Annotated in this window: 24 protein-coding genes and 3 pseudogenes; 4 read left to right on the forward strand and 23 right to left on the reverse strand. The window is 63.2% G+C overall.

Features of this window, described 5'->3' with window-relative positions; all coding sequences use genetic code 11:
* Positions 1-42: 42 nt before the first annotated feature.
* The 5 genes from ACFJGT_RS25310 to ACFJGT_RS25330 all read right to left on the reverse strand — a co-directional run bounded on the left by ACFJGT_RS25310 (position 43) and on the right by ACFJGT_RS25330 (position 4136).
* Entirely contained in the window at positions 43-297 is a 255-nt protein-coding gene (locus ACFJGT_RS25310) for a hypothetical protein (protein WP_377844097.1), read from the reverse strand.
* 50 nt (positions 298-347) lie between these two features.
* Complete coding sequence (locus ACFJGT_RS25315) at positions 348-1193, reverse strand: ABC transporter permease (RefSeq protein WP_377844099.1); 846 nt, start codon at positions 1191-1193, stop codon at positions 348-350.
* The gene (locus tag ACFJGT_RS25320) at positions 1186-2184 is read right to left on the reverse strand and encodes an ABC transporter permease (protein WP_377844101.1); all 999 of its coding nucleotides are present in this window, start codon (positions 2182-2184) and stop codon (positions 1186-1188) included. Before ACFJGT_RS25320 ends, ACFJGT_RS25315 begins: the two co-directional genes overlap by 8 nt.
* 63 nt (positions 2185-2247) lie before the next feature.
* Positions 2248-3825 (reverse strand): ABC transporter substrate-binding protein, encoded by a 1578-nt coding sequence (locus ACFJGT_RS25325; RefSeq protein ID WP_377844103.1) that lies wholly within the window; start codon positions 3823-3825, stop codon positions 2248-2250.
* 50 nt (positions 3826-3875) lie between these two features.
* On the reverse strand, positions 3876-4136 hold the full coding sequence (locus ACFJGT_RS25330) for a hypothetical protein (RefSeq protein WP_377844105.1): 261 nt from the start codon (positions 4134-4136) through the stop codon (positions 3876-3878).
* 65 nt (positions 4137-4201) lie between these two features.
* On the opposite strand from ACFJGT_RS25330, the gene ACFJGT_RS25335 reads away from it, so the two are divergent.
* On the forward strand, positions 4202-4801 hold the full coding sequence (locus ACFJGT_RS25335; RefSeq protein ID WP_377844107.1) for a helix-turn-helix domain-containing protein: 600 nt from the start codon (positions 4202-4204) through the stop codon (positions 4799-4801).
* A gap of 463 nt (positions 4802-5264) precedes the next feature.
* Here ACFJGT_RS25335 and ACFJGT_RS25340 read toward each other — a convergent pair.
* From ACFJGT_RS25340 to ACFJGT_RS25365, 6 genes and pseudogenes are all read right to left on the reverse strand, one after another.
* Positions 5265-6002, reverse strand: a pseudogene (locus ACFJGT_RS25340) (LysR substrate-binding domain-containing protein); the annotation flags it as partial.
* Positions 6003-6004: 2 nt separating this feature from the next.
* A pseudogene (locus ACFJGT_RS25345) lies at positions 6005-6145 on the reverse strand (IS3 family transposase); the annotation flags it as partial.
* A gap of 10 nt (positions 6146-6155) precedes the next feature.
* The gene (locus ACFJGT_RS25350) at positions 6156-6791 is read right to left on the reverse strand and encodes a hypothetical protein (RefSeq protein ID WP_377844110.1); all 636 of its coding nucleotides are present in this window, start codon (positions 6789-6791) and stop codon (positions 6156-6158) included.
* Between the two features lie 50 nt (positions 6792-6841).
* A complete protein-coding gene (locus tag ACFJGT_RS25355) occupies positions 6842-7204 on the reverse strand; it encodes a hypothetical protein (protein WP_377844112.1) in 363 nt (120 codons plus the stop codon).
* Between the two features lie 30 nt (positions 7205-7234).
* Positions 7235-7462, reverse strand: coding sequence for a hypothetical protein (locus ACFJGT_RS25360; RefSeq protein WP_377844114.1), 228 nt, complete (start codon positions 7460-7462; stop codon positions 7235-7237).
* Between the two features lie 256 nt (positions 7463-7718).
* Positions 7719-8633 carry a LysR family transcriptional regulator gene (locus ACFJGT_RS25365; protein ID WP_377844116.1) on the reverse strand — a complete coding sequence of 305 codons (915 nt, stop codon included), beginning with the start codon at positions 8631-8633 and terminating at the stop codon, positions 7719-7721.
* 154 nt (positions 8634-8787) lie between these two features.
* Here ACFJGT_RS25365 and ACFJGT_RS25370 point away from each other — a divergent pair, with 154 nt between their 5' ends.
* The gene (locus ACFJGT_RS25370) at positions 8788-9546 is read left to right on the forward strand and encodes a type 1 glutamine amidotransferase domain-containing protein (protein WP_377844119.1); all 759 of its coding nucleotides are present in this window, start codon (positions 8788-8790) and stop codon (positions 9544-9546) included.
* 365 nt (positions 9547-9911) lie between these two features.
* Here the strand turns inward: ACFJGT_RS25370 and ACFJGT_RS25375 are convergent, their stop codons facing one another.
* The 6 genes from ACFJGT_RS25375 to ACFJGT_RS25400 all read right to left on the reverse strand — a co-directional run bounded on the left by ACFJGT_RS25375 (position 9912) and on the right by ACFJGT_RS25400 (position 14634).
* On the reverse strand, positions 9912-10943 hold the full coding sequence (locus ACFJGT_RS25375) for a DUF1254 domain-containing protein (protein ID WP_377844121.1): 1032 nt from the start codon (positions 10941-10943) through the stop codon (positions 9912-9914).
* A 17-nt stretch (positions 10944-10960) separates the two neighbouring features.
* Positions 10961-12397: a DUF1254 domain-containing protein gene (locus ACFJGT_RS25380; protein ID WP_377844123.1), complete on the reverse strand. Its 1437-nt coding sequence runs from the start codon at positions 12395-12397 to the stop codon at positions 10961-10963.
* Positions 12398-12429: 32 nt separating this feature from the next.
* Positions 12430-13371, reverse strand: a complete 942-nt coding sequence (locus ACFJGT_RS25385) for an HlyD family secretion protein (protein ID WP_377844125.1) — start codon at positions 13369-13371, stop codon at positions 12430-12432.
* The gene (locus tag ACFJGT_RS25390) at positions 13368-13619 is read right to left on the reverse strand and encodes a DUF3302 domain-containing protein (RefSeq protein WP_377844127.1); all 252 of its coding nucleotides are present in this window, start codon (positions 13617-13619) and stop codon (positions 13368-13370) included. The genes ACFJGT_RS25385 and ACFJGT_RS25390 overlap by 4 nt, the downstream gene beginning before the upstream one ends.
* Positions 13620-13638: 19 nt before the next feature.
* On the reverse strand, positions 13639-14424 hold the full coding sequence (locus ACFJGT_RS25395; RefSeq protein WP_377844129.1) for a hypothetical protein: 786 nt from the start codon (positions 14422-14424) through the stop codon (positions 13639-13641).
* A 63-nt stretch (positions 14425-14487) separates the two neighbouring features.
* Positions 14488-14634, reverse strand: coding sequence for a hypothetical protein (locus ACFJGT_RS25400; RefSeq protein ID WP_377844131.1), 147 nt, complete (start codon positions 14632-14634; stop codon positions 14488-14490).
* Positions 14635-15185: 551 nt separating this feature from the next.
* Here ACFJGT_RS25400 and ACFJGT_RS25405 point away from each other — a divergent pair.
* Both ACFJGT_RS25405 and ACFJGT_RS25410 read left to right on the forward strand, forming a co-directional pair.
* Positions 15186-15875, forward strand: coding sequence for a Crp/Fnr family transcriptional regulator (locus ACFJGT_RS25405; protein WP_377844133.1), 690 nt, complete (start codon positions 15186-15188; stop codon positions 15873-15875).
* 73 nt (positions 15876-15948) lie between these two features.
* Positions 15949-17166, forward strand: coding sequence for an MFS transporter (locus ACFJGT_RS25410; protein ID WP_377844135.1), 1218 nt, complete (start codon positions 15949-15951; stop codon positions 17164-17166).
* A gap of 150 nt (positions 17167-17316) precedes the next feature.
* On the opposite strand, the pseudogene ACFJGT_RS25415 reads toward ACFJGT_RS25410, so the two are convergent.
* The 6 genes and pseudogenes from ACFJGT_RS25415 to ACFJGT_RS25440 all read right to left on the reverse strand — a co-directional run.
* A pseudogene (locus ACFJGT_RS25415) lies at positions 17317-17574 on the reverse strand (transposase); the annotation flags it as partial.
* 407 nt (positions 17575-17981) lie between these two features.
* Positions 17982-18761: an amino acid ABC transporter ATP-binding protein gene (locus ACFJGT_RS25420; protein WP_377844137.1), complete on the reverse strand. Its 780-nt coding sequence runs from the start codon at positions 18759-18761 to the stop codon at positions 17982-17984.
* Positions 18762-18828: 67 nt separating this feature from the next.
* Entirely contained in the window at positions 18829-19650 is an 822-nt protein-coding gene (locus tag ACFJGT_RS25425) for a transporter substrate-binding domain-containing protein (RefSeq protein ID WP_377844140.1), read from the reverse strand.
* Between the two features lie 45 nt (positions 19651-19695).
* Positions 19696-20346 (reverse strand): amino acid ABC transporter permease, encoded by a 651-nt coding sequence (locus ACFJGT_RS25430; protein ID WP_377844142.1) that lies wholly within the window; start codon positions 20344-20346, stop codon positions 19696-19698.
* Positions 20347-20355: 9 nt separating this feature from the next.
* The gene (locus ACFJGT_RS25435) at positions 20356-21024 is read right to left on the reverse strand and encodes an amino acid ABC transporter permease (protein WP_377844143.1); all 669 of its coding nucleotides are present in this window, start codon (positions 21022-21024) and stop codon (positions 20356-20358) included.
* A 112-nt stretch (positions 21025-21136) separates the two neighbouring features.
* The gene (locus ACFJGT_RS25440; RefSeq protein WP_377844144.1) at positions 21137-21898 is read right to left on the reverse strand and encodes a 3-ketoacyl-ACP reductase; all 762 of its coding nucleotides are present in this window, start codon (positions 21896-21898) and stop codon (positions 21137-21139) included.

Genomic DNA, 21898 nt, shown 5'->3' on the forward strand with positions numbered 1-21898 from the left:
GGACGAGGGAGGCGCACCGGCATGGGGCGCCTCCCGAAGGGGTTACTTGATCAGCAGATCGGCGTCACGCAGGCGCGACTTGATGTCCTCGAGGCTGCCTTCGTACTCCCAAGTTTGCACCGTCTCGTGCGGGCATTCGATGAAGATGTAATTCTCGGTGAAGGAGAGGATCCGGTCGATCCTAATCACCTTCTCTACAAACTCCTTGTTCGGTAGCTGGCTAGTGATGATCTGGTTGTCCTTGTCGTAGCCATGGAAGACCTTTTCCGGTCGAACGCGCGCAGTGATGTATTTCATGATTTCCCTTTCAGGTGGGTTTGCAGGGGGAAGCCAGCAGCTCTTCGCCGTTATCGGTCGAGCCGGGGATTGAGGGCTTCGTTCAACGCGTCGCCGACGAGGTTGATGGCCAGCACTGTCACGAGCACAGCAAGTCCTGGCAGCGTCACCATCCACCAAGCCGTGCGAATGGCCGCACGGCCGGCGCCGATCATGAAGCCCCAAGTCATGATGTTGGGATCACCGAGGCCCAGGAAGGACAGGCCGGCCTCGAACAAGATTGCCGTCGCCACCATCAGTGAACCGGCCACCACAATGGTCGAGAGCACGTTCGGCAGGATGTGTACCAGAATGATGCGCAGGTCTCCGACGCCGATCGCGATGCTGGCCGAGATGAAATCTCGGCTCTTGACGCTGATCACTTCGGCACGGACCAGCCGAGCCAACGGCGCCCAGGACACGATCGCGATGGCTCCAATGACGTTGGGCAATGTCGCGCCGAGGATCGCGACGATGACGATCGCGCCAATGAAGGTCGGGATCGTCTGGAAGAATTCGGTGGCCCGCATCACGGCGGAGTCGATCCAGCCGCCGTAATAGCCCGCAAGGCCACCAACCAGCGTGCCGAGGACGACAATGAAAAGGGTGGCGACGCCGCCGACGATCAGCGAGATGCGCGCGCCATAAGCTATGCCGGCCGCGATGTCCCGACCAAGCATGTCGGTGCCGAGGATCTGCTCGCCAAGGGGCGGGCTGAACGGCATGCCGACCATCTCGAACGGGCCGTCGGGATAGAGCCAAGGTGCTGCCAGAGCCAGGACGACGATGCAAGAGAGCAATCCAAACCCGATTGCTCCGGCGGGGTTGGTGAGGATCCGACGCAGCAGGCTGCGCCGCGGGGCGAAGGCCTCAGCCATTGGAGCGCCCCGTGTTCAGCGCGATGCGCGGGTCGACGACGGTGTAGATCACGTCCACGACGGCGTTGGTCGCTACGACGAGGATCGAGGACAGGAAGAAGATTCCGAGCAGCAGGTTGATGTCGCGGGCAAAAAGCGACTCGAACGCGAGCAACCCGAGGCCGGGCCAGCCGAAGACGGATTCGACGATAACGGAGCCGCCAAGCATGCCTGAGACCTGCACACCGGCCATGGTCACCACGGGCAGGGCGGCATTACGCAGCGCATGCGTCGAAACGATCGTTCGGTCGCCAAGGCCCTTAGCCCTGGCCGTGCGGATGAAGTCCTGCCCCAACGTCTCCAGCAACGAGGAGCGCATGAGACGGGTGTAAAGGGCCATGTAAAAGCAGGACAGCGCAACGGCTGGCAGGACGAGGTGGTGGAGCACGTCCAGCACCGCGCGCAGGCCGGTATAATCGGCGCCGACGGTGATGATCCCACTCGTCGGGAACCAGCCGAGCTGGATCGAGAAGACGATGATCAGCATCAGCCCGACCCAGAACAGAGGCGTGGCATAGGAGACAACGGCGAAGATGACGATAAGGTGGCTGATCACGGTGCGGTCCCGCATCGCGGCGATCGCGCCGAGTACGATGCCCATGGTGACCGAAGCCGTCATGGCAGCACCCATCAGCAGCGCGGTCGCTCCGAAACGCTCGAAAATGAGGGACGAAACCTCCCGGCCGTGGCGGAATGAATAGCCGAGGTCGAAGACGAGGATGTTCTTCATGTAGCTGAAGAACTGGATGTAGAGAGGCTGATCCAAGCCGAACTGACGGCGGATCTGCTCAAGATATTCCGGGCTTGCGGCGCCAGCTTCGCCGGCTAGCACCTGCGCCGCGTCACCCGGCGCGAGGCGCACCAGGAAGAAATTTACGACCACGATGGCGAAGATGATGGGAAGGCCACGTATCAGGCGCTCGATGATGTATCTGCCGCGGGCGAACCACATACCTTCGACCTCTGCGAGGAGACGCGGCGCCGGCTCACAGCCGGCGCCGAAACGGACTTGGCTTCAGGGCTTGATCCAGGTGTCGTAGAGACCGCCGCGAAGGCCGAGCGGCGAGGTGATCAGATCCTGCACACGCCGGTTCTGCACCGCGACGAGATCCATCTCCATCAGCCAGATGATCGGGCTGTCGGCGACGAGGAGCTCCTGCAACTTGTGGAAGATCTGGTTCCGCTTGGTCGGATCGATCTCGACCTGGGCGGCTTCCCAGAGCTTGTCGACCTCCGGATTGGTGTATTGTGAAACGTTGCCGAACGGCACGTTGCGGTTGATCGTTTTCGACCAGGTTTGGCGCTGCACGCCGAGCGTCGGGTCGGCCATGCCGATCGACCAGGTCGACGTCATGTTGAAGTCGTACTCGTTGTGAACGAGGCGCACGAATGACGGATAGTCGCGATTGCGCAGCTCGACGTCGATGCCGACACGGGCGAGAGCCTGCTTGATATATTCGCCCATGCGCCGCCAATCCTCGCCGAACGGTGCAGGATCATGGAATATCTTGACCCGCATGCCGTTCGCGCCGCGCTTCAGGCCAGCCTCATCCAGCAGCCGGTTGGCGATCTCAAGCCGGTCCTTGACGTCGAAGCGAAGGATGTTCTGGTCGGTGAAGGCACCGTTCCCTTTCATGAAGGAGGAAATCGGGCCGACCGCCGGCTTGCCGAAGCCGTGCCAGATGGCGCGGGTAATAAAGGTTCGATCAAGCGCATAAGCGACGGCGAGCCGCACCCGTTTGTCGTCGAAGGGGGGCTTCTGGACGTTCAGCTCCAGCATCATTAGTGGCGCAATGGCCTCGTAACCGCCCTTGGCGATAGTCAGGTGCGGCAAGCCCTCGAGGCGACGCATCTCGACGGGATTGATGGTGCCGAAGGTGGCGACGTCGATCTCGCCGCGCTCGATGCCGGCCGCACGCGTGACGGAGTCGGCGACGAAGCGGATGATCAGGCGGTCAAGATAGGGGCGACCGGGGCGCCAGTAGTTCTCGTTCTTGTCGAGCTGAATGAAGTTGCCCTTTTCCCAGCGCGCAAACTTGAAGGGGCCGGTCCCGATCGGATTGTTGACCGCCGGGTTGTTGCGGAAGTCCGTGCCCTCGTAGATGTGCCGCGGAACGATTGGCGATTCCAAACTCGAAAGGCCCATCATCAGCGGCGGATAGGGGTGGGCGAGGTTGAACACGGCCGTGTGGCTGTCGGGCGTGTCGATCGACTGAACCGGCCCGAGATTGCCCTGGCCGCGCGGGTGAAACTTCTTCACCACCTCTATCAGCGAGAACTGCACATCTGCGCTGGTGAAGGGCTTGCCGTCATGCCAGGTGACGCCTTGCCTCAGCTTGAAGGTGATGGTCTTGCCGTCCGGCGAGATGGTCCAGCTCTCGGCCAGCGAGGGCTTCGGCTTCAGGTCGATGTCGTATTCGAGCAAACCGTCGAATATCTTCGTGGCCAGTTCTGCCGTGGTCGGTGCCGAACTCAGGGCGTTGGTGATGATCGCCGGCTCGGGGGTCGTCGTGATGGTCAGCGTGCCGCCGGACTGCGGGTTGGCGAACGATACGGCTGGAAGGAGGGAGGCGAGGGCCGTCCCGAGAAGCAAGGCATTCACGCCTCTGCGAGTGGATGAGAGCTTAGACATGACAATCCCCATCATTGATCCGGTACGGCTGGATGCAGCATCATAATTTCACTGCGATTGAACACCGATTTCGCCAGTTCAATCGCCGCTAAGCGCTCACTCTCGCAATCATCTGGATTTTCGCCAAAATTGGCATAAAATGCCGTACTCCGGCGCCAGTGAAGCAAAGTGACCTCGTTAATCGCCTCATGTTGCGGGTCGTTATGAAAATTTGTATCATCAGAATATAATTTGACAAGGCGGATGACGAGGCTCTCGTCAGAAAAGTTCATTCAGCCTATAAATCCGCCACTGTGCCTCGCTGCCTCTTCCGATGCCGGCTACGAATGGTCCCTGAATGTCCGACGCTGATGTTGACGCCGATCTCGACACCAACACCTTGCTCGGGCTGGGTGAGCGCATTCGCAATTTGCGGGTGGAGAGGGATTTGACGCTGGCTGCACTGTCCGCGCTCAGCCAGATTTCCGTCGGGATGCTCAGCCATATCGAACGCGGCAAGACCTCGCCGTCGCTGAAGCTCCTGGACCGCCTGCGCGTGGCCTTGAAAGTTCCTCTTGCAAGCTTTTTCGAGGCACCAGACGACCGAAGCGCCGAGGAGGGAACGATAACGCGCGCCGGTCATCGCGCGACGTTGGCATTCAGCAAAAGAGGCCTGATCAAGGAGCTTCTGTCACCCCCCGGCCACGCCGAGATGGAAGTGCTCATGCTGTCGATCGAGGTAGGTGGGGGCTCCGGCGAAGATCCATGGCGCCGTAACGGGGAAAAGGCAGGCTACGTCATGCAGGGCCGCTTCGAGTTGCGGATTGCCGACCAGGTTCACGTGCTCGAAGTGGGCGACGCGTTTCAGTTCGACAGCCGACAGCCGCACTGGTTTCGCAACCTCGCCGACGTCGAAACCAAAGTCATTTGGATTATCCGCTCGAACGAGGCGGGATAGCGGTGCGCCAGAAGCGGACGTCGCCGCTTTTCCCGAGAGCGCACGCGTAGGGTTCTGACGCGAGATTTCACTCCAGAGCCCGCTAGTCTAGCGGAGTTTGGCGATCCCGATGCCATCGAGCTTCGCGCGATCTTTTATGGACTCTTCGCTACGGGTCATTGCCTTCGCAATCGCCTTCAGGGCCATGCCCTTTCCAGCCAGCAATTTCAGCTTCTGAAGCTCCTCAGAGGTCTAGGGTTGGCGGTGCCGTTCAAATCGCTCAGTCACAATCCACTCCTGCAGCGTGCTCACACCTGAGGATCTGATCTATATCACCAACGCGCTGAATTTGACCGCCATCTACCGTGGTCAGCTGCCAGCTCGCGCCACAAGCGGACTCTAGCGCACTGCCCGAAAGCCGACCCAACCGAGCTTGTGTCTTGCGCATGACGGAGTATTTGCGTGACGCCGCGTAACGCGAGCCTTACATTGTCGCCTTCGTGGCCAACTCTCTCTGAAATCCAGCGGCGAGATGATCGATCAACGCCCGGACCGCCGGTGGCAGACCGCGCCGGGTCGTGAAGACCAAATGCACGATGCCTTTGAGCCCGTGCCACGCTGGCAGTACGCGGACGAGGCGCCCATCGGAAAGCGCCTCACGGCAGACATGATCAGGCAGGATCGCGACGCCCAGTCCGTCGATAGCGGCCTGGCGAACCGCCATCATATCGGCGCAACCCATCCGTGGCGTGATACGGACGGCGCGAGTGCCGCCGTCTTCGGATTCGAGCTGCCATTCCAGATCGTCCGCATCGTCACTGGTCGCGAGGGTGGGTAGCGCGGCCAACTGGGCAACGTCGGCCACCTGGCTCGCGAGCCGTGGCGCGGCGACGAGAATGCGTGTCGAGAGCCCAAGCGTGCGCATCGTCAGGGCGGCGTCGCTCGTCAGGGCCGCGCGAACCCGCAGCGCCAGATCGATCCGCTCCGCGATCAGATCGACGGGCCGGTCAGTCGCAACGAGTTGCAGACGCACCTTGGGATATTTGGCCAGGAAGGACGATATTAGGCCCGAGATCGGCTCCAACATTCCGGTGGGACAGCTGAGGCGGATGCGGCCGTGCGGTTCCGACTGAGCCTGCATGACCAGCGCCTCGGCCTGCTCCGCCTCCGCCATGATCGCCCGGCAGCGATCGTAAAAGGCAAGGCCCGTATCGGTCATCCGTCATAGCGGATGCTGACATATTGCGGGCCGCGATCCGAATGATGCACCAGCCTACCGCGGTGTACAGGTCGGCGCTCGTGCAGGGCCTGCTCCAACGCGTCGAGCACGAAGCTCGCATGGGCCGTCCGCGACACCCTCCAGCCGCGGCATCACCTAGCCGCATCGTTGGCTGTATTGCTTCGCAATGAGCTTTCCGTTGTTGCCGAGGGCGATCGTGCTCGCACGCTTTTCGCGCTTGCCGACTGGGTTGTCGCAATTGTCTGTGACGACATCCTTGAGATTTTGACGGACGGCTGCGCCTCCGTTTGCACCCAGCGCAACGAGATCAACGGAGATGATTGATTGTCCCATATTGTAGAAGACGGCTTCGAGGAGGAGTTCGTCGCGACCGTCGCGATCAGCATCGACAGTGCCGGCGATACGCTGGTAGCGCAGTTCGGAAGGCAGCTTCCAGACAGAGGTCCTACTGTCCTTGATCGTCACCAGGAGCTGTGCCGGTCCTGGGGCAAATGGTTCGGCGGCGACAGGCGCTTTGTCGGCAATAAGGTAAATGTCTTCGCTCACTCCTGTATCGGAGAAGCTGCCTCGGTCGTGGCTTAGCACGACAATATCCTTTGCATTGCCCGGAATGGCGCTGACGAGAGCCGCTCGTGTGTTCTCCGGCACTGTCGGCGGTCGTTCGGAGCCATCCTTGCGGTAGTCCAAAATGGCCCGCTGCGCGGCAGACGCAGGTAGTGCGAACACAAGAAACAATGAGCAGGTTAGAACGCGCAGACTGCGATTTTGCATCGATATCTCCTGTTGCGAAGACTGGATGGTCCGGCAAGAGGCTGCGGTGACTATCCCGGCCAGTTGAGCCCAAGCACCACGAACCATGACGCGAGCGCGCCGAGCCACAGAATGGCGAGATAGGCCAACCCACGCATTCCGTTCGACAAGTGACGTGCATGAAGCTGTAGGTCGACGGCGCCAGCGATGAGAAAACTCAGCGACCATAGGATCGCAACGCCGACCAGAACTGGCCACACCCAAGGTCCCCGCCACGTCTCCAGCGGAGGATACATTTGCGTGAGCACCGGCGAGACCACGCCGTACAGAGCGAGGCTTATATAGCCAAGGCTCAAGAAACTCAGCGCAAAGGCCGAAACGAAACCAAGAAGCGAAGCCTTCATCGCACAGAGGCCGGCGACGAAAGCCTTCAATCCATCGCTCCGCAGCGCGCGGGCAAGGCGCTAATCAAAGCTTGGAATCGCGTCGCAGACGGCGGCGATACAGTCGCCGGTGATACGCAGGCCATTCAACACGACACCCCCGAGCTCGACTATCTGGTCTAGACTATCAAGCTGCGTGACGGTGTCGCCGATCGTGTCGATGGTGGAGGGTTGGGTTGCGGCTTCCTTGGCTCGCTCGACCTCCTCGTCATTCGATCGCGCGATTTGTGCGGTAAGATCCGGTTTCATGACACTTCCGTCCCGTCGATGATTCAGGGAGCAGAGCGGAGCCGGTCTCCGTGGTCATTTTGTGGCCTCGCGATTTCGGCTCATCCGGGGGCCCAAGTCCGAGTAGTCTGATGGCGAACCGCTTCTCAATGGCGCCACGTCCTGACATCGGGCCCTTGCCTAGAAGCAGACGCTCCGCGCTAACGGTTCTCGACCCGGACCAGCCAATTCCGACCGGTGACGATCGCCTCCGGCTATCGCTCGGGTGCACCGGTTGCTAGATGCTCGGATCCGGGCGCCGAAGACGCACGCATGTATCTATGAATGCACGCAACTTCGGTTGGTCCTGCGCAGTGCGCGCAAAATAGAGGTAGAGCGCGTCGGCACTTGGCGAATGGTCGAGTAGGACGGGCTCCAGCAGTCCGGCCTCGATCTCCTTCGCTGCGTGATAGGTCGACGAGTAGATCAACCCGAGCCCTTGCGACGCCATCTGCCGCATCAACTCGGCATCGTTGACGGTCATCGGTCCTTCCGGCTCGATGCGGACCTCCTTACCGTCTTCGACGAACTCCCATCGATAGATGTCGTCCTTAATAGGCCGCCGGAAGCGGATGCAGCGGTGCATGGCGATGTCGGCCGGCTGTAGAGGTCTACCGTGCGCGGCAAAATAAGTCGGTGAACCGAAGACGGCCCAGCGAAACGACGGCGAGAGTCGAACAGCGATCATTTCCTGCGGGATGTATGAGCCGATCATGATGCCCGCGTCAAAGCCTTCGCCGACGAAGTTGGTTTGACGATTCCTAACGGTGATATCGACGCCCACCATTGGATAGGCCTCGCGGAAAGCCGGCAGCACGGTAGGCAGGACCTGCGTCATCGCCAGCCTTTCGACGATCAGCCTGAGCGTTCCCATGGGCTGCTCAGACGCCTGGAGCGCCTCCTCCAACCCGGCGTCGATGGCGTCAGCAGCCGGGGCGATCCTCGCCAGTAACGCCTCGCCAGGCCCGGTCAGCGACATGCGTCGCGTTGTGCGATGGAAGAGCGCGAGGCCGAGACGGCGCTCGAGGCGCTGAAGCGCTTGGCTCACCGCTCCTGGTGTGACGTCAAGCGCGACGGCCGCTCTGCGGATGCTCCGTTCCCGCGCGATGGCCAAAAACTCGGGCAACCCGTCGAAGCGGCTTTGGCGGCTCATCGGTCCTCCAGGGTGGCGATAGGATCGCATATGGCGGGTAATGCAATCGTGAATGCATTGTCTGGCTAAACAATCAATTTAGTGTCCGCGACTATCCGGGCGCGACTGCCGAGGCGATACCGCCAAGGTGTTCCACCGGAAAGGATAGAGTTCCATGTTCAAGAGCTTTGCCGCTCTCGTCTTCTCCCTCGCGACCGCCCTCGCGATACCCGGCGCTGCCGGCGCCCAGACGAACAACTCCAAGAAGATTCTGATTGTCGTCTCCAGCCTCGACAAGAAGGCGCCAAACCTCGTCGGTGGGTACTGGTTTCCGGAGCTTACACACCCCGTCGAGGTCTACGACAAGGCCGGCATCGACTTCGACATCGCCAGCCCCAAAGGTGGTCTAGCTCCGTTCGACGGCTTCGACCTGAAAGACCAGGCCACACTCGACTTCTGGACGAACCCCGGACACCGCAACAAGATCGCGAACTCAATCAAGCTTTCTGACGTCGACCCCAGCAAGTACTCAGCAATCCAGCTCGTAGGCGGTCACGGCCCGATGTGGGACTTCGTCAACAATCCGGAACTCGATTCGATCGTCCGCTCGATTTACGATCGCAACGGCATCATCAGCGCGGTCTGTCACGGTCCCGCCGGGCTGCTCGGCGTTACATTGGCCAATGGCGAGAAACTGATCAAAGGCCGCAAGCTGACCGGCTTCGCCGCAGAGGAAGAGGCCGCTCGCGCATACGACAAGATTGTGCCATTCGAGCTCGAAGGCGCGCTCAAAGCGGCGGGAGCTGTCTTCGAGGAGGCGCCGATATTCCAAAGCCGAGTCGTCGTCGACGGCCGCCTGATTACTGGCCAGAATCCTGCCTCGGCGCGCGCGTTCGGCGAGGCCGTCGCGAAGGCGCTCAAAGCCAAATCCTAAATTCCACGCATTCCGATAAACCTAGTGCTGATGGCGCAAGTTATCGGCGTCCGTACCTCCCGAGGCAGTCCCCGTAGAACTGCCTCGGGCAAGCACACCTAGGCGCCGAGGATCATCGTAGGAAACGCGATTGCCGCGGCGATGAGGTTCTGATTCGCAGAATCAGCTTCGGAGCTCAATGGTCTAGCGCAGTTTGGCGATATCAATGCCGTCGAGCTTTGCGCGATCCTTTATTGACTCTTCACTACGGGTCATTGCCTTCGCAATCGACTTCAGGGCCCCTTTGCTGCGAGCAATTTCAGCTTCTGAAGCTCCTCGGATGTCCAAGGTTGGCGTTGCCGGCAGCGTCTCTGCCAGACCGCTTCTTACTTCGCCGCAGCGGCCGGGAAGGTCCAGGTCCCGTTCAGAACTTCCGCTCGGGGTCTGTAGAGCCGGACCATGTAGTTCCAGCCTTCCATGATCGGGAGGCAATTGGGGAGCACGCCATCGCAGCCGCCGAACTGGATGTCGACAACGCCGTCGGCACCCTTCTTCGCGGTGATGCTGTTGAGCGAATAGGCGCCGAGTTCGTTTTTCTCGAAGAAGCCGTCCTTATTATAGAGGCTGACTGACCAGAAGGCGTCGACCGGCACGCTCGCCGGCACCTTAAGGCCGTGGACCGTCCTGCCGTCGTTCTTCTCGGGGACGACATTGAGATAGACAGCTTCCTTGTCGGGGTTGCCGCCCCAGGCCGAGGCCGCGCCAAGCAGGAAGCGAACCGGATCGACCTCCGCCCGCGTGCCGAACATCCGGTTCTTGTCGGGCAGGGTATCGCTGAGCGCGATCAGCAAGTCGCGGACCTTCTTCTGGCTGGCCTGGTCCCAGGCCGGTACCTCGAACTTGCCTGGCCCGCCCGGCTGCTCGACCTTAATTGCGTCCTGAACAGAGTGGGCCTGCTTCATGTCGTCCCTGTCGGCCGGATCCGCCAGCGTGCGGAACGCCACGGCGACGTAGCGCGTACCGACGCTCTCGCGCGTCAAGGTATAGCGGCCCGGCTTATAGGCGACCTGATGCGTGTACTGATCCTCGTCGAATACCTGCATCGAAATGAAGCGCCGGCCGGCATCGGGGATCGTGATCGTGACCGGCCCGGCATCGAGGTCGAATACCGCGGACGAATAAAGGGTGTCGCGGTTGAGGCGGATGACGGTCTGCTTGTCGAGCGGTGCGGGCTCCCGTGTATGGTCGAACTTGCCGAAGCCGCCATTCCTGACGATGCCAGCGAAATAGAGGTCCGACTCCGCCCGCGCGAAATTCTCGACATTGACGGGCACCGGCTTGGGCTCGGGAGCCTGCGCCTGCGCGGACCAGCTTGCGAAGATGGCGGTTGTGGCCACCATCGCGAACGTCTTTCTCATGATATCACTTCCTTCTGTCAGGCGGCTCGAACAAGCGACGGCTGCTTCCATCGGCGATCAAGTGCCTCGCGCTTGGGCCAGTAGAGGCGCAGCGTCGTCCAGAACGGTCCGGAGGGCACGGGAAGCCAGTTCGCCTCACGGTCCGGCCCTGGGGATTCATGCTGGAGATACAGCGTCACCAACCCGTCTGGATCCCGCTTCAGCGAAGGCAGCATCGGGGAGTTGATGAGGTAGCGGTTGATCGCGTTCGCTGAGAGCAGGCTCTGTGGCAACTCGTAGACAGTGAGCGACCAGAAGGCGTTGACCGGGAACGAGCTCTTCGGATCGAACCGCAACGTATAGCGTCCGTCCTTGCCGTTCAGCGGCTTACCGGCGGAATCGGTGTAATAGAAGGGGTAGAGTGCCTCCTCCTTCGAATTGCCGTAGATGCCCAGCGCGGCCGAAGCCATGCGGATCATGTAGTCGTTCTTCAGGAAGCTCCGCGTTCCGAAGCCCTCTGCCGCAGTGCGCTTGCCGGTGTCGAGGTCGCTGACCTTGAAGGCGGCGAAGGCCTTCCAGGCATCGGCCATGCCGTCCTCAAGCGCCTTGCGCCGCTCTGGTGCAAGCTTGGCGATATCCAGCGCCTTGCCCGGTCCGACGCCAATGCGTTCGAAGCGCCGACGCAAGCCCTGCTCGGAAGCATGTGTGGGGCAGAACTGCAGGATGAAGTTCAGGATCTGGAAGAATTCGGCCGAATTCCGCTGCTGCTCGGACGAGAGTGGCCGGGGAAAGTCGATGGCGGGCGCGGCCGCCGGCGCCGGCTTGCCGAGAAACTGCGAGAGCGGCTGCACCTTGTAACCCGCCTGGATCGCCTTGATCTTCTCGATGTCGGACGGCTCGAAGAGCTGGGTCCGGTAGAGCACGAAGGCGAAATCAGTTTCACAGCGGATGACGCTTTTCACTCCCGGGGGCTTGCGCCCCTTCCACCCCGGCCCGGCGAGCAGGAAGCTGCCGGCCTCGTTGCCTGTGGCGCGGCTGCCGATATAGGCGAAGTTGAAGGTGTACTGGTCGATGAACTGCAGCGAGTAATAACGCCCTGCCTCTACGGCTGGGACCTTGATCACCAGCGGCTCGCTGCGCAGGTCGGCGCCGATATAGGAATAGGGCGTGTCCGAGTTCGGCGTCTGGATCGCCTTGTCCTCGGGCGTGTAGACACGCGCCGTGTTGGCGATCGTGTTCCAGGGCGCCTTGAATTCGGGGCCACCACGATCCGCGAAGTACGAATACTGGATGCGGTAATTATCGACGAGCGGGAAGCCCCAGATCGTCGCCTCCTTTGCGATCGCGCGCAGCGTCTCGGCTTCGGCCGCCCGGGCGGCCGAGGGGCTCGCAATCGGGCCGAGGGAGGTTGCCGCGCCGATGCTCGCGAGCGATGCGAGAAGGGCCCGTCTGTCGATGGAGGAGGAGCTTGCCATGATGATGTTCTCCCGGCGAAGGCGTGGACGGCTCAGAAGGGGTTGACGTAGTTGAGGATCGCAAGCTGCCGGAGGATCACACGGCGGATCAGATGAGCGGGCTTGACCTGATCGGTGAAGATCGCGGCATCGCCGATGGCGCCTGCGGGAAGAGCGTCGGCGAATGCCGCGTCGTCCAGCTTGACACGCACGACGAACGGCAGAGCCATGACGGCGCGAGGCGCGACGGCGGCACCTGAGGTCTGGGCCTGCCCGCTCGCGATCGCCTGCAGGACGCTCTCGACCCGACCATTCACTATGACGCCGGGCCGTGTCTTGAACGTCAGCTCCACCGGCTGGCCCGGAGCGACATAGCGGACGGCGATCTGGTCGATCGAAACACCGACAACGGTCTTCGACGTATCGATGAAGGCCATCACCGGGGCGAGCGGCAGGCTGGCTACCCGCGCGCCTTTCCGCAGGGCGACATTCGTCACATAGCCATCGGCCGGCGCCCGGACGGTCGTCTTGTCGAGGTTCCATTGCGCCGCTTCGAGCTGCGCACGCAACTGGCCGACCTCGGCCTCGCGCTGCTCGACATCGAAGCTCCTGCCGGTGCCGCGGCTTTGGAGCTGGCTCATCTGTTCAAGCCGCAGTTCGGCGAAGGCAAGTTGGGCCTTGAGGGTCTTGACCGTCGCCTCGAACGGGATGGGGTCGATCCTGAACAGGACATCCCCCTCCTTGATCGGCCGGTTCGCCTCGACGGGAACGTTGATCACCTCGCCCGCGACGGACGGCACGATCGCCACGGAATTGCGCACAACGAGCGCGGCACCTTGGGGAGCGCCCCAGTTCATCGGGATGAACAGGCCGATAAGCAGGAGCAGCAGGACGAGGACCGGCGAGACCTTCCAGAACAGGTTCAGCCGCACCACCCCGAGCTTCACCAGCAGGAAGAGCAGGACGAGATAGACGTTGAGGAGAACGATGATCATCGCACCGCCTCCGCATCACCGGCCGGCCGCACTGGCGCGTCGACATAGGCCCAGATCAGAACCACCGGCCACAGCACGAAGCCGAGGAAGAGGGTGACCCAGCCGCCGACGGAGACGGCGGTGGCCCATGGGTGGCCGCGCCGCCGCGCGATCATCCCCGGCAGCATGGCGGCCAGGACCACGACGGTGATTGTGCTGAACAACAGCACGATCAGGACGAGCCAGGCGAAGATGTCGAGCATGGACATGAGCGTCTCCGGCGCGCCGTCAGAACCGATATGTCGCGGCCAAGATCGGGCCGTGCATGGTCGTGTCGTAGAGGAAGCGGCCGCTGCGGTAATCGACATGCAGGGCGCGATAGCCGGCGTGGAGCATCCAGTTCTCGTTCCAGCGGTAGTTCACGGTTCCGAGCGCCTGCCAGGTCAGCCGCGAGCCCACATCGAAGCCCCCGACATCTCCGATCAGGGTCACGCTCCATGGCCCCCCGAGGCGGGCGATCAGCCGGCCGGCCAGCACCGGATCGAGCCAGTTCTCCGCTTCGGAATGCTCGATGGCGAGGTTGAGCGCGCCCGGCCCGATCTTCAGGCGGTTATCGAGATTCCAGAAGCGCAGCCCTGCGCCGAGATCGACGTCGAAGGTGGCGTCGCTGTAGAGCCGATACAGGACTGTGGCTTGCAGCGTGAGCGTCTGCGAGCGCAGTTTCACGCTGGAAAAATACGGCCCGGGCAGTGTCGCACCCGACGTCACCTGACTGAACATGGCATCGGCGATGAACCCCCAGTTGCCGATCCGCGTCTCGGCGACGCCCATCAGCCCGCCGTTGAAGTCCTTTAGGATGTCCCCGAAGCTGAGGTCGACCTTGGCCGCGGGCAGCGGCGGCAGCGTCGAGGCGCGTCCGTTCAGCGCCGAGGCCCAGCCATAGCCGGTGAAGGAGAACGTCGGGCCGGTAGCCAGGGCGAACGAGGGGGGGCTCTTCGCCGCGGGCGGCAAATCCGCAGCCTCGACCGGAAGGACACCGGCCAGAATCGCCGCAATTGCGAGAAGCCGCTTCATGACCTTGCATCCTTCACATTGCTCTGGAGGATCTGCCGGCAGCGCCCGGCCATCGCGCCGGGGTCATTTCGGGCAGGCATCCCAGAACCCTTTCGACCGGTCGGCATCGGTATAGTACCAGCAATAGCCGGATGTCGGCGGGGGGCCGGCCCAGCTCGCAGCGGCGGCCGCCGAGACGAAACCGATGGCTGCGCCGGCCGCGACGGCCATTCCCGGATGCCACCAATAGGCTGGCGGCCTGACCCATGGGCCGGGCGGCGGCAGCGGACGCACGCCCGGCCGAGGTGAACGGACCGGGCGCGTCGTGCCGACGGCACGCCCGGCAGCGACACAGCGACGCGGCCCCCGAACCACGCCCGCGCGGACTGCGGCCGCGGCGAGCGCTACAAGCCCCGGATCCTGGGTGGGAGTTCCGATCGGCATGGCAGGTGCCGGCGTCGTCGCCAGGAGGGCGATGGCGGCCAACGCGCAGGCCGTCAGGCGGGCGCGACCGCGAACAGCCGGGCCAGAAGCGGTTGTTCCAGAGAGATCATGCGAGGAGGTTTGCAGAGCGATCACGCCCTCATGGTGGCTTGCATCGTCTTTCCTCCCAGAGCCGTGCGTCACTTTTCCGCCCCGAATGCCATCTTGTCGCGCGCCAGCCATCGAACGCCGTCCGTCTTGAGTGAGACCGACAACAAGGAGGCGGCGCGCTACAACCGCTGGTATAAACGCTGCAAAAAGGATAATTGTCCGAAATCGGACAAAGTCGAGGTTTTTTCATGGAGCGCGTCAGCAAGGCTTATGCCGAGCATGTCATGAGCGAACGCGGCTGGCTGCCTCTGGTGCCGGAGACGTTCCGGACCGAAGTGTTGCGGCGCTCGCAGTTGCTGCACTTCGCGCCGGGCGAGCCTGTGTTCCATCTCGGCGATCCGCCGGGCGGGGTTTACGGGCTCGTGGCGGGTACCGTCAGCGCAAGCCTCGCCCCGGCCGATGCGACGCCGCGCCTGATCCTTCTGGGGGTTCCTGGCCATTGGACCGGTGAAGGCTGCTTTCTCACACGCAAGCCGCGGAGAGGCGAGCTCAGGGCCGTGATCGAAACAACGATGCTGCATCTTCCGCTCGATGCGATGGATCAGATGGCCGCGCGCGATCCGGCGGTGGTGCACCATGTCGCGCTCATGCTGATGATGACTGTGGAGTTCCTGTTTCGCGTGATCCACGATCTGCAAAAGCCCGAGGCGGATCGGCGGATCGCCTCGGTTCTGCAGCGCACGACCTGGATCGGGGAGGCACCGATCCCGCTGACCCAGAGCGAGGTCGGCGTCATGGCCAACGCCTCGCGCAAACAGGTCAACGCTGCCATCAAGCGCTTCGCCGAGGCCGGATGGCTAACCAACACCTACCGCTCGATCGCCATCACCAATCCGGAAGCGCTCCGCCGCTTCGCCGAGGGAGACGGGGCCGATTGATCGGGGGCACTGCCGTCCGCTGCCCGGCAGCGGGATGCCGCGTTTGCCTTGGCTATCCAGTTTCGAGGACATCATGCCATCACCCCGACACGGCCTGGCGCAGCTCGCATTGTTCCTCGCCCTCATGGCCAATGCGGCGGGCCAATCCTTTCTGGTCGTGGTGCTGCCGCCGCTCGGGCGCCGTCTCGGCTTCACGGACATCCAGACGGGCGCGATCCTTTCCGCCTCCGCCCTCTTGCTGATGATCGCGGCACCGAGCTGGGGATATCTGACCGAGCGCATAGGTCGCCGCCCCGTGCTCATAATTGCGCTCGCCGGGGCGATGCTCGCCCCCTTGGCATTCGGCTTCATCGTCGGGCGCCGGCTGGACGGGACCATGAGCGCTGCTCTGGCGCTCTGCCTCTTCGTCGCGGCACGATCGGCGCAGACATTACTGTCCGCAGGCCTTCTCCCCGCATCCCAGGGCTATGTCGCGGACATCACGGCGCCGGAAGCGCGCGCCGGCGGCATGGGGATCCTCGGCGCAGCATACGGGCTCGGCGCGATCATCGGCTCGGCCCTGGCATGGCGCATCGGGGGCAGCGATGCGATGCTGGCCTTCCTGCTCGCTTCGGGCCTTGCCGGGCTGGCGCTCGCGAGCGTGGCCCTGCTCGCCCCGGAGCCGCTGCGGATTAATCCGGAGGCTGTCTGTCCTGCCGCTGACCTGAACCTCTCGCGCATCTGGCCGTTCTTCGCGATCACGCTCGTTTCCATATCTGCCTACAGCATCGTGCAGCAGGTCGTGGCGCTGCGCCTGCAAGACGCATTCGGGTTCACATCGGACGACTCCATCGCCAAGGCGGGACTGGCGTTGATGGCGACGGCCTTGGCGATGATCGTCGTGCAGGGCGCAGTGCTGCGCGTGCTTGCCTTGAGGCCGGAGACGCTGCTTGGCGCAGGCGCGCTGCTGGCGGCGATGGCCCTGCTCTTCGCCGCCTTCGCGCGAGACTATGCGGAACTGTTCGGCGCACTCGTCCTGCTCGGCGTCGCTCTGGGGCTTATGCTGCCCGGCAATCTGGCCTCGCTCAGCCTGCGGACGGGACCAAGCGCCCAGGGAAAGGCCGCCGGCCTCAATGTGGTCGGCCAGGGATTGGGCCTGGCGATCGGCCCGCTAACCGGGGCGGCCCTGCATCAGATCTCGCCGCAACTGCCGTTTCTCGCTGCGGCGATCCTCCTGATGATCGCGTTCGCCCTCGCGATCGGTGCTCCGCGCATGCGCGGATTTCCAGTCGCGAGTGAAGCCGCTCGATAAAGGGCTCGGCTCATTCGCTCGTCGCGAAGGGAACACGTTGCTCTGGGTTTTGACTGAGACGCGCCATAAGCGGACATTCGGTGCTTGCCTGAAAGCCGACAATCAGCGCGTTGATTTACTCTAGGTGGGAGATGCAGCTTCTAATACCGGTTGCCGCAGTTCCCGGTTCTCGCGTTCGAGAGCCTTGAGTTTGGCCGCCATGTCGGTCGTCAGCCCGGGCTTGCGGCCGCTGTCGACCTCGGCCTTCTTCACCCACTCGTTGAGCGTCTGCGCCGTACAGCCGATTTTGCCCGCGATCGACATGATCGCCGCCCAGCGCGACGGATGCTCGGCCTCGTGATCCAGCACCATCCGCACCGCGCGGGCGCGCACCTCAGGCGAGAACTTGTTCGTCGTCTTGCCCGTCATAGTCCCATCCTCTCCGGAGTTGGGGCCTCCGACAAAACCGGGGCGGTTGACTGCCCTGGGAAGACGCCTTCTCTATTCGTTGGAGCAAACTGGCGGAGCTGCTCGCTGACAAGCTCGTCATGTCCGCAAAAGACCCAGATCGCCGCATTGAGGATCTCTTTGTCGCGAGCCGCAAAACTGCCGGCTACTTCACGCCCGATCCAGCTTGGTGAGCCTTGCGCCTAAGGGAGGCCTCTCAACTCGTCCGGCAGGTCATCCCCCAGACCAACAGAGGGCGCTCCGCTGCCACGACAACGTGTGCGAAATCGATATCCAGATTGACGACGCTTTCGGCAGCCGATCCGTTCGCAGGACAGGCTAGGGTTATTCCGGCCACGCCACCACATCGAGCCCCGGCAAAAGCCGCGCTAGGCGTGGTGCAGGATCTGACCAAGGAACTTGCGGGTTCGTTCGCTCTGCGGGGCCGAGAAGAACTGCTCCGGCGGGGACATCTCGACGATCTCGCCGGCATCCATGAAGATCACGCGGTCGGCGACCTTGCGGGCGAAGCCCATCTCATGGGTGACGCAGATCATGGTCATGCCGCTCTCGGCGAGCTCGACCATGGTGTCGAGGACCTCGCTGACCATCTCGGGATCGAGCGCCGAGGTCGGCTCGTCGAACAGCATGATCTTCGGGTTCATGCAGAGCGAACGGGCGATCGCGACGCGCTGCTGCTGGCCGCCCGAGAGCTGGACCGGGTATTTATGCGCCTGCTCGGGAATATGGACGCGTTCCAGGATCTTGCGGGCTGCCGCCTCGGCCTCGGCCTTGGGCGTGCCGCGCACCTTCATCGGCGCCAGCGTGCAGTTCTCCAGCGCGGTGAGATGCGGGAACAGGTTGAAGCTCTGGAAGACCATGCCGATCTCGCGGCGGATGTCCTCGATGCCCTTGAGCCTGGCATGGACGGTGGTGCCGTCGATGACGATCTCGCCCTTCTGATGCTCTTCGAGCTGATTCAGGCAGCGGATCAGCGTCGACTTGCCCGAGCCCGAGGGACCGCAGATGACGATGCGCTCGCCGCGCGAGACGGTGAGGTCGATATCGCGCAGGACGTGGAAGTCGCCATAGAACTTGTCGACCTTGCGCATCTCGATGATCACATCGCCGATCTCGTGACCGGTGGCGGCTGGGGCTGTCGCGGACATCTGCAAAACCGTTCTGTAACAGGGTGAAATGGGTGTCCGGCATGCGGCCGGACACCCGTTTTCAGGATCAGAACTGCGGCATCGCCGGCAGCTTCGGCAGCGGGATGCCGAACCACTTCTGGTTGATCTTGGAGAGGTCGCCGTTGGCCTCGATCTCGGCGATGAACTTGTTGGAGAACTCGGCCAGCGCTGTATCGGCTTTGCGGAAGGCCATGCCGTTGGCCTGCTCGCGCAGGGTGAGCTTCGGCTCGATATTGAGCTGCGGGTAGTCCTTGAGGAGCTGGGCGAGGATGGTGTTGCTGGCGCCCATCGCCTGGACCTGGCCGGAAATCAGGGCCTGCAGCGCGGTCGCATCGTCGTCGAAGCGCTTGAGCGGCGTGCCGGCCGGCGCGACGGCGCTGATCGCGGTGTCCTGGGTCGAGGCGCGCGCGACGCTGATCGTGACCGGCTTCAGGTCCTCCGCGGTCTTGATGTTCAGGCTCTTGGGGGCAAGCACGTAGATCGTCAGCGTGCTGTAGGGATTGGAGAAGAGCACCTGCTTCTGGCGCTCGGCGGTGATGCCGAAGGTGGCGATCAGCACGTCGACCTTGTTGGTCAGCAGGTAGGGTATGCGGTTCGGGCCGGTGACCGGGACGAGCTCCAGCTTCACGCCGAGCGCCTTGGCCATCAGGGCGGCGACGTCGGCATCGTAGCCGGCCGGGTTCTGCTGCGCGTCGGTGCCGCCGAAGGGCGGATAGTCGGTCAGCACGCCGACCATCAGCTTGCCGCGAGCCTTGATCTCGTCGGGCGTGGCGGCCTGGGCCGGAGCGGCGTTGAGTGCAGCGGCGGCAAGGCCGGCGAAGACCAGCGCGCCAAGGCTGCGGCGGCAAATCGATTTAAACAGTGACATGGGTCGTTCTCCTCTGAGGGTGGGCTTCGTGTTGCGCAGCCGCGCTTAGCGCGCGGCGACGAGGAGCTTCTGCTCCATTCTCTTGCTGTAGGCCGAGAGCGGCCGGCAGATGACGTAGTAGACCAGCGCCACCAGCGCGAAGATCGTGAAGGGCCGGAAGGTGGCGTTGTTGATGATCTGCGCCGCGCGCGTCAGCTCGACGAAGCCGATGATCGAGGCGAGCGAGGTGCCCTTGATCAACTGCACGAGGAAGCCGATCGTCGGCGGGATCGCGATGCGGATCGCCTGAGGGGCGATGATCAGCACCATCTTCGGGGCGTAGCGCAGGCCGAGCGAGGTCGCCGCCTCCCATTGTCCGCGCGGCACGACCTCGATCGCGCCGCGCCAGATCTCGCCGAGGAAGGCGCTGGCATGGAGCGAGAGGCCAAGTGCTGCCGCCGTCCAGGGATCGACCGACCAGCCGAACAGCCCCGGCACGAAGAAGGCGAGGAAGAGCTGCATCAGGAGCGGCGTGCCCTGGAAGACCTTGATGTAGCCGGCCGAGGCGATCCTGAGCCATTTGTACTCGCCGGTGCGGGCAAGCGCGACCAGCGCGCCGCCGACCGCCCCGCCGAGGAAGGCGACCAGCGAGAGCAGCAGCGTCCAGCGCACCGCCATGAGGATGTAGATGATGTCGGGAGAGCCGAGTGTGCGCATCGTCTCACCTCACCGAGTTGGCTTGCGCAGCAATGTGCGCTCGATCGCGGCGAAGACCGACCAGAAGAAGACGGAGAGGCCGAGATACATGCATGTGACGACGAAATAGACCTCGAAGCTGCGGAAGGTGCGCGACTGGATGTCGCCGGCCACCGCCGTCAGCTCGCTCGCCGCGATCGCCGAGCAGACGCTGGTGTTGAGCATCAGCAGGATGAACTGGCTGGTCAGCGAGGGGTAGATCGCCTGGATCGCGGGCTTCAGGATGATGTAGCGGAAAATCTGGAGCGGACGCATGCCCAGCGACTTGCCGGCCTCGATCTGCCCCTTCTGGATGCTCTCGATGCCGGCGCGGATGATCTCGATGCCATAGGCGCCGACATTCACGACCAGCGCCAGCAGCGCCGCCGTGTTCGAGGTCATCTTCAGGCCGAGCGAGGGCAGGCCGAAATAGATCATGAAGATCTGGATCAGGAACGGCGTGTTGCGGATCAGTTCGATATATTCGTCGATGATCCAGACCAGCCATTTCGGCCCCGAGGTCTTGCCGAGCGCGCCGGCGACCGAGACCACCATGCCGATCGCCATCGCCAGGGCCGAGAGCACGAGCGAATTGAACAGCCCCTGCAGTAATTCGGGCCAGGCCGCGAAGACGTCGGCAAAATCGAACTCATAGCTCATGCGGGCAAGCCCCTCCGGAGCTTCCGCTGCTCAACAGACTTCATCGATTCTGTCCTCCTTGAATATCCGGCCGGCTTGCCGCTGGCTTCTCGTTGTTGTCGGTCCAGTCTTGCTACAATCGCGGGATCAGCAAGCCGCCATCGACGTTGATCACCGTCCCCGTCGCATAGGCGAATTGCCCGCTGGTCAGGGCGGCGACGGCGGCAGCGACATCCTCGCCTTCGCCCCAGCGCCCGGCGGGGATCAGCCCGTCGGCGATGCGCGCGTCATACTTGGCCGCGACCTTCGCGGTCATGTCGGTGCGGATCACGCCCGGCCGGATCTCGAAGACGGGAATGCCCTCCGGTGCCAGCCTGACCGCGAGCGCCTTCGCCCACATCGAGAGGCCGAGCTTCGAGACGCAATATTGCGCCCGGTCGATCGAGATCAGCTCCGTCGAGGCCGAGGTGATGAAGACGATCGCCGGCCGCTCCGGCCTGTCCGCAAGCATCGCTTTGGCGACTTCCTGGCTCAGGAAGGCGGCCCCGCGCAGGTTGATGTCGATCACGAGGTCGAAGCTCTCCTCGGTGATCTCCAGCATGTCGCCGCGCACGGGCGCGCCGATGCCGGCATTGGAGACGAAGAGGTCGAGCCGGCCGAAGGCGGCCTTCACATCGGCGACGAGGCCGGCATGGCTCGGGACTGCCGCGACATCGTGCCTGAAGAAGTGCGCCTTCGCGCCGACCGCTTCGAACAGCATTGCGGCTTCGGCGACGGCCTCGTCCTCGGCGATATCGGTGAAGGCGATGTCGTGGCCGGCCTTGGCCAGCGCCACGCCGATGGCGCGGCCGATGCCGCGTCTCGCGCCGGTGATGAGGGCAACGGGGCGCGTCAT

Origin of the sequence: Allobosea sp. UC22_33 (assembly GCF_042700715.1) — a bacterium.
Lineage (GTDB): Bacteria > Pseudomonadota > Alphaproteobacteria > Rhizobiales > Beijerinckiaceae > Allobosea.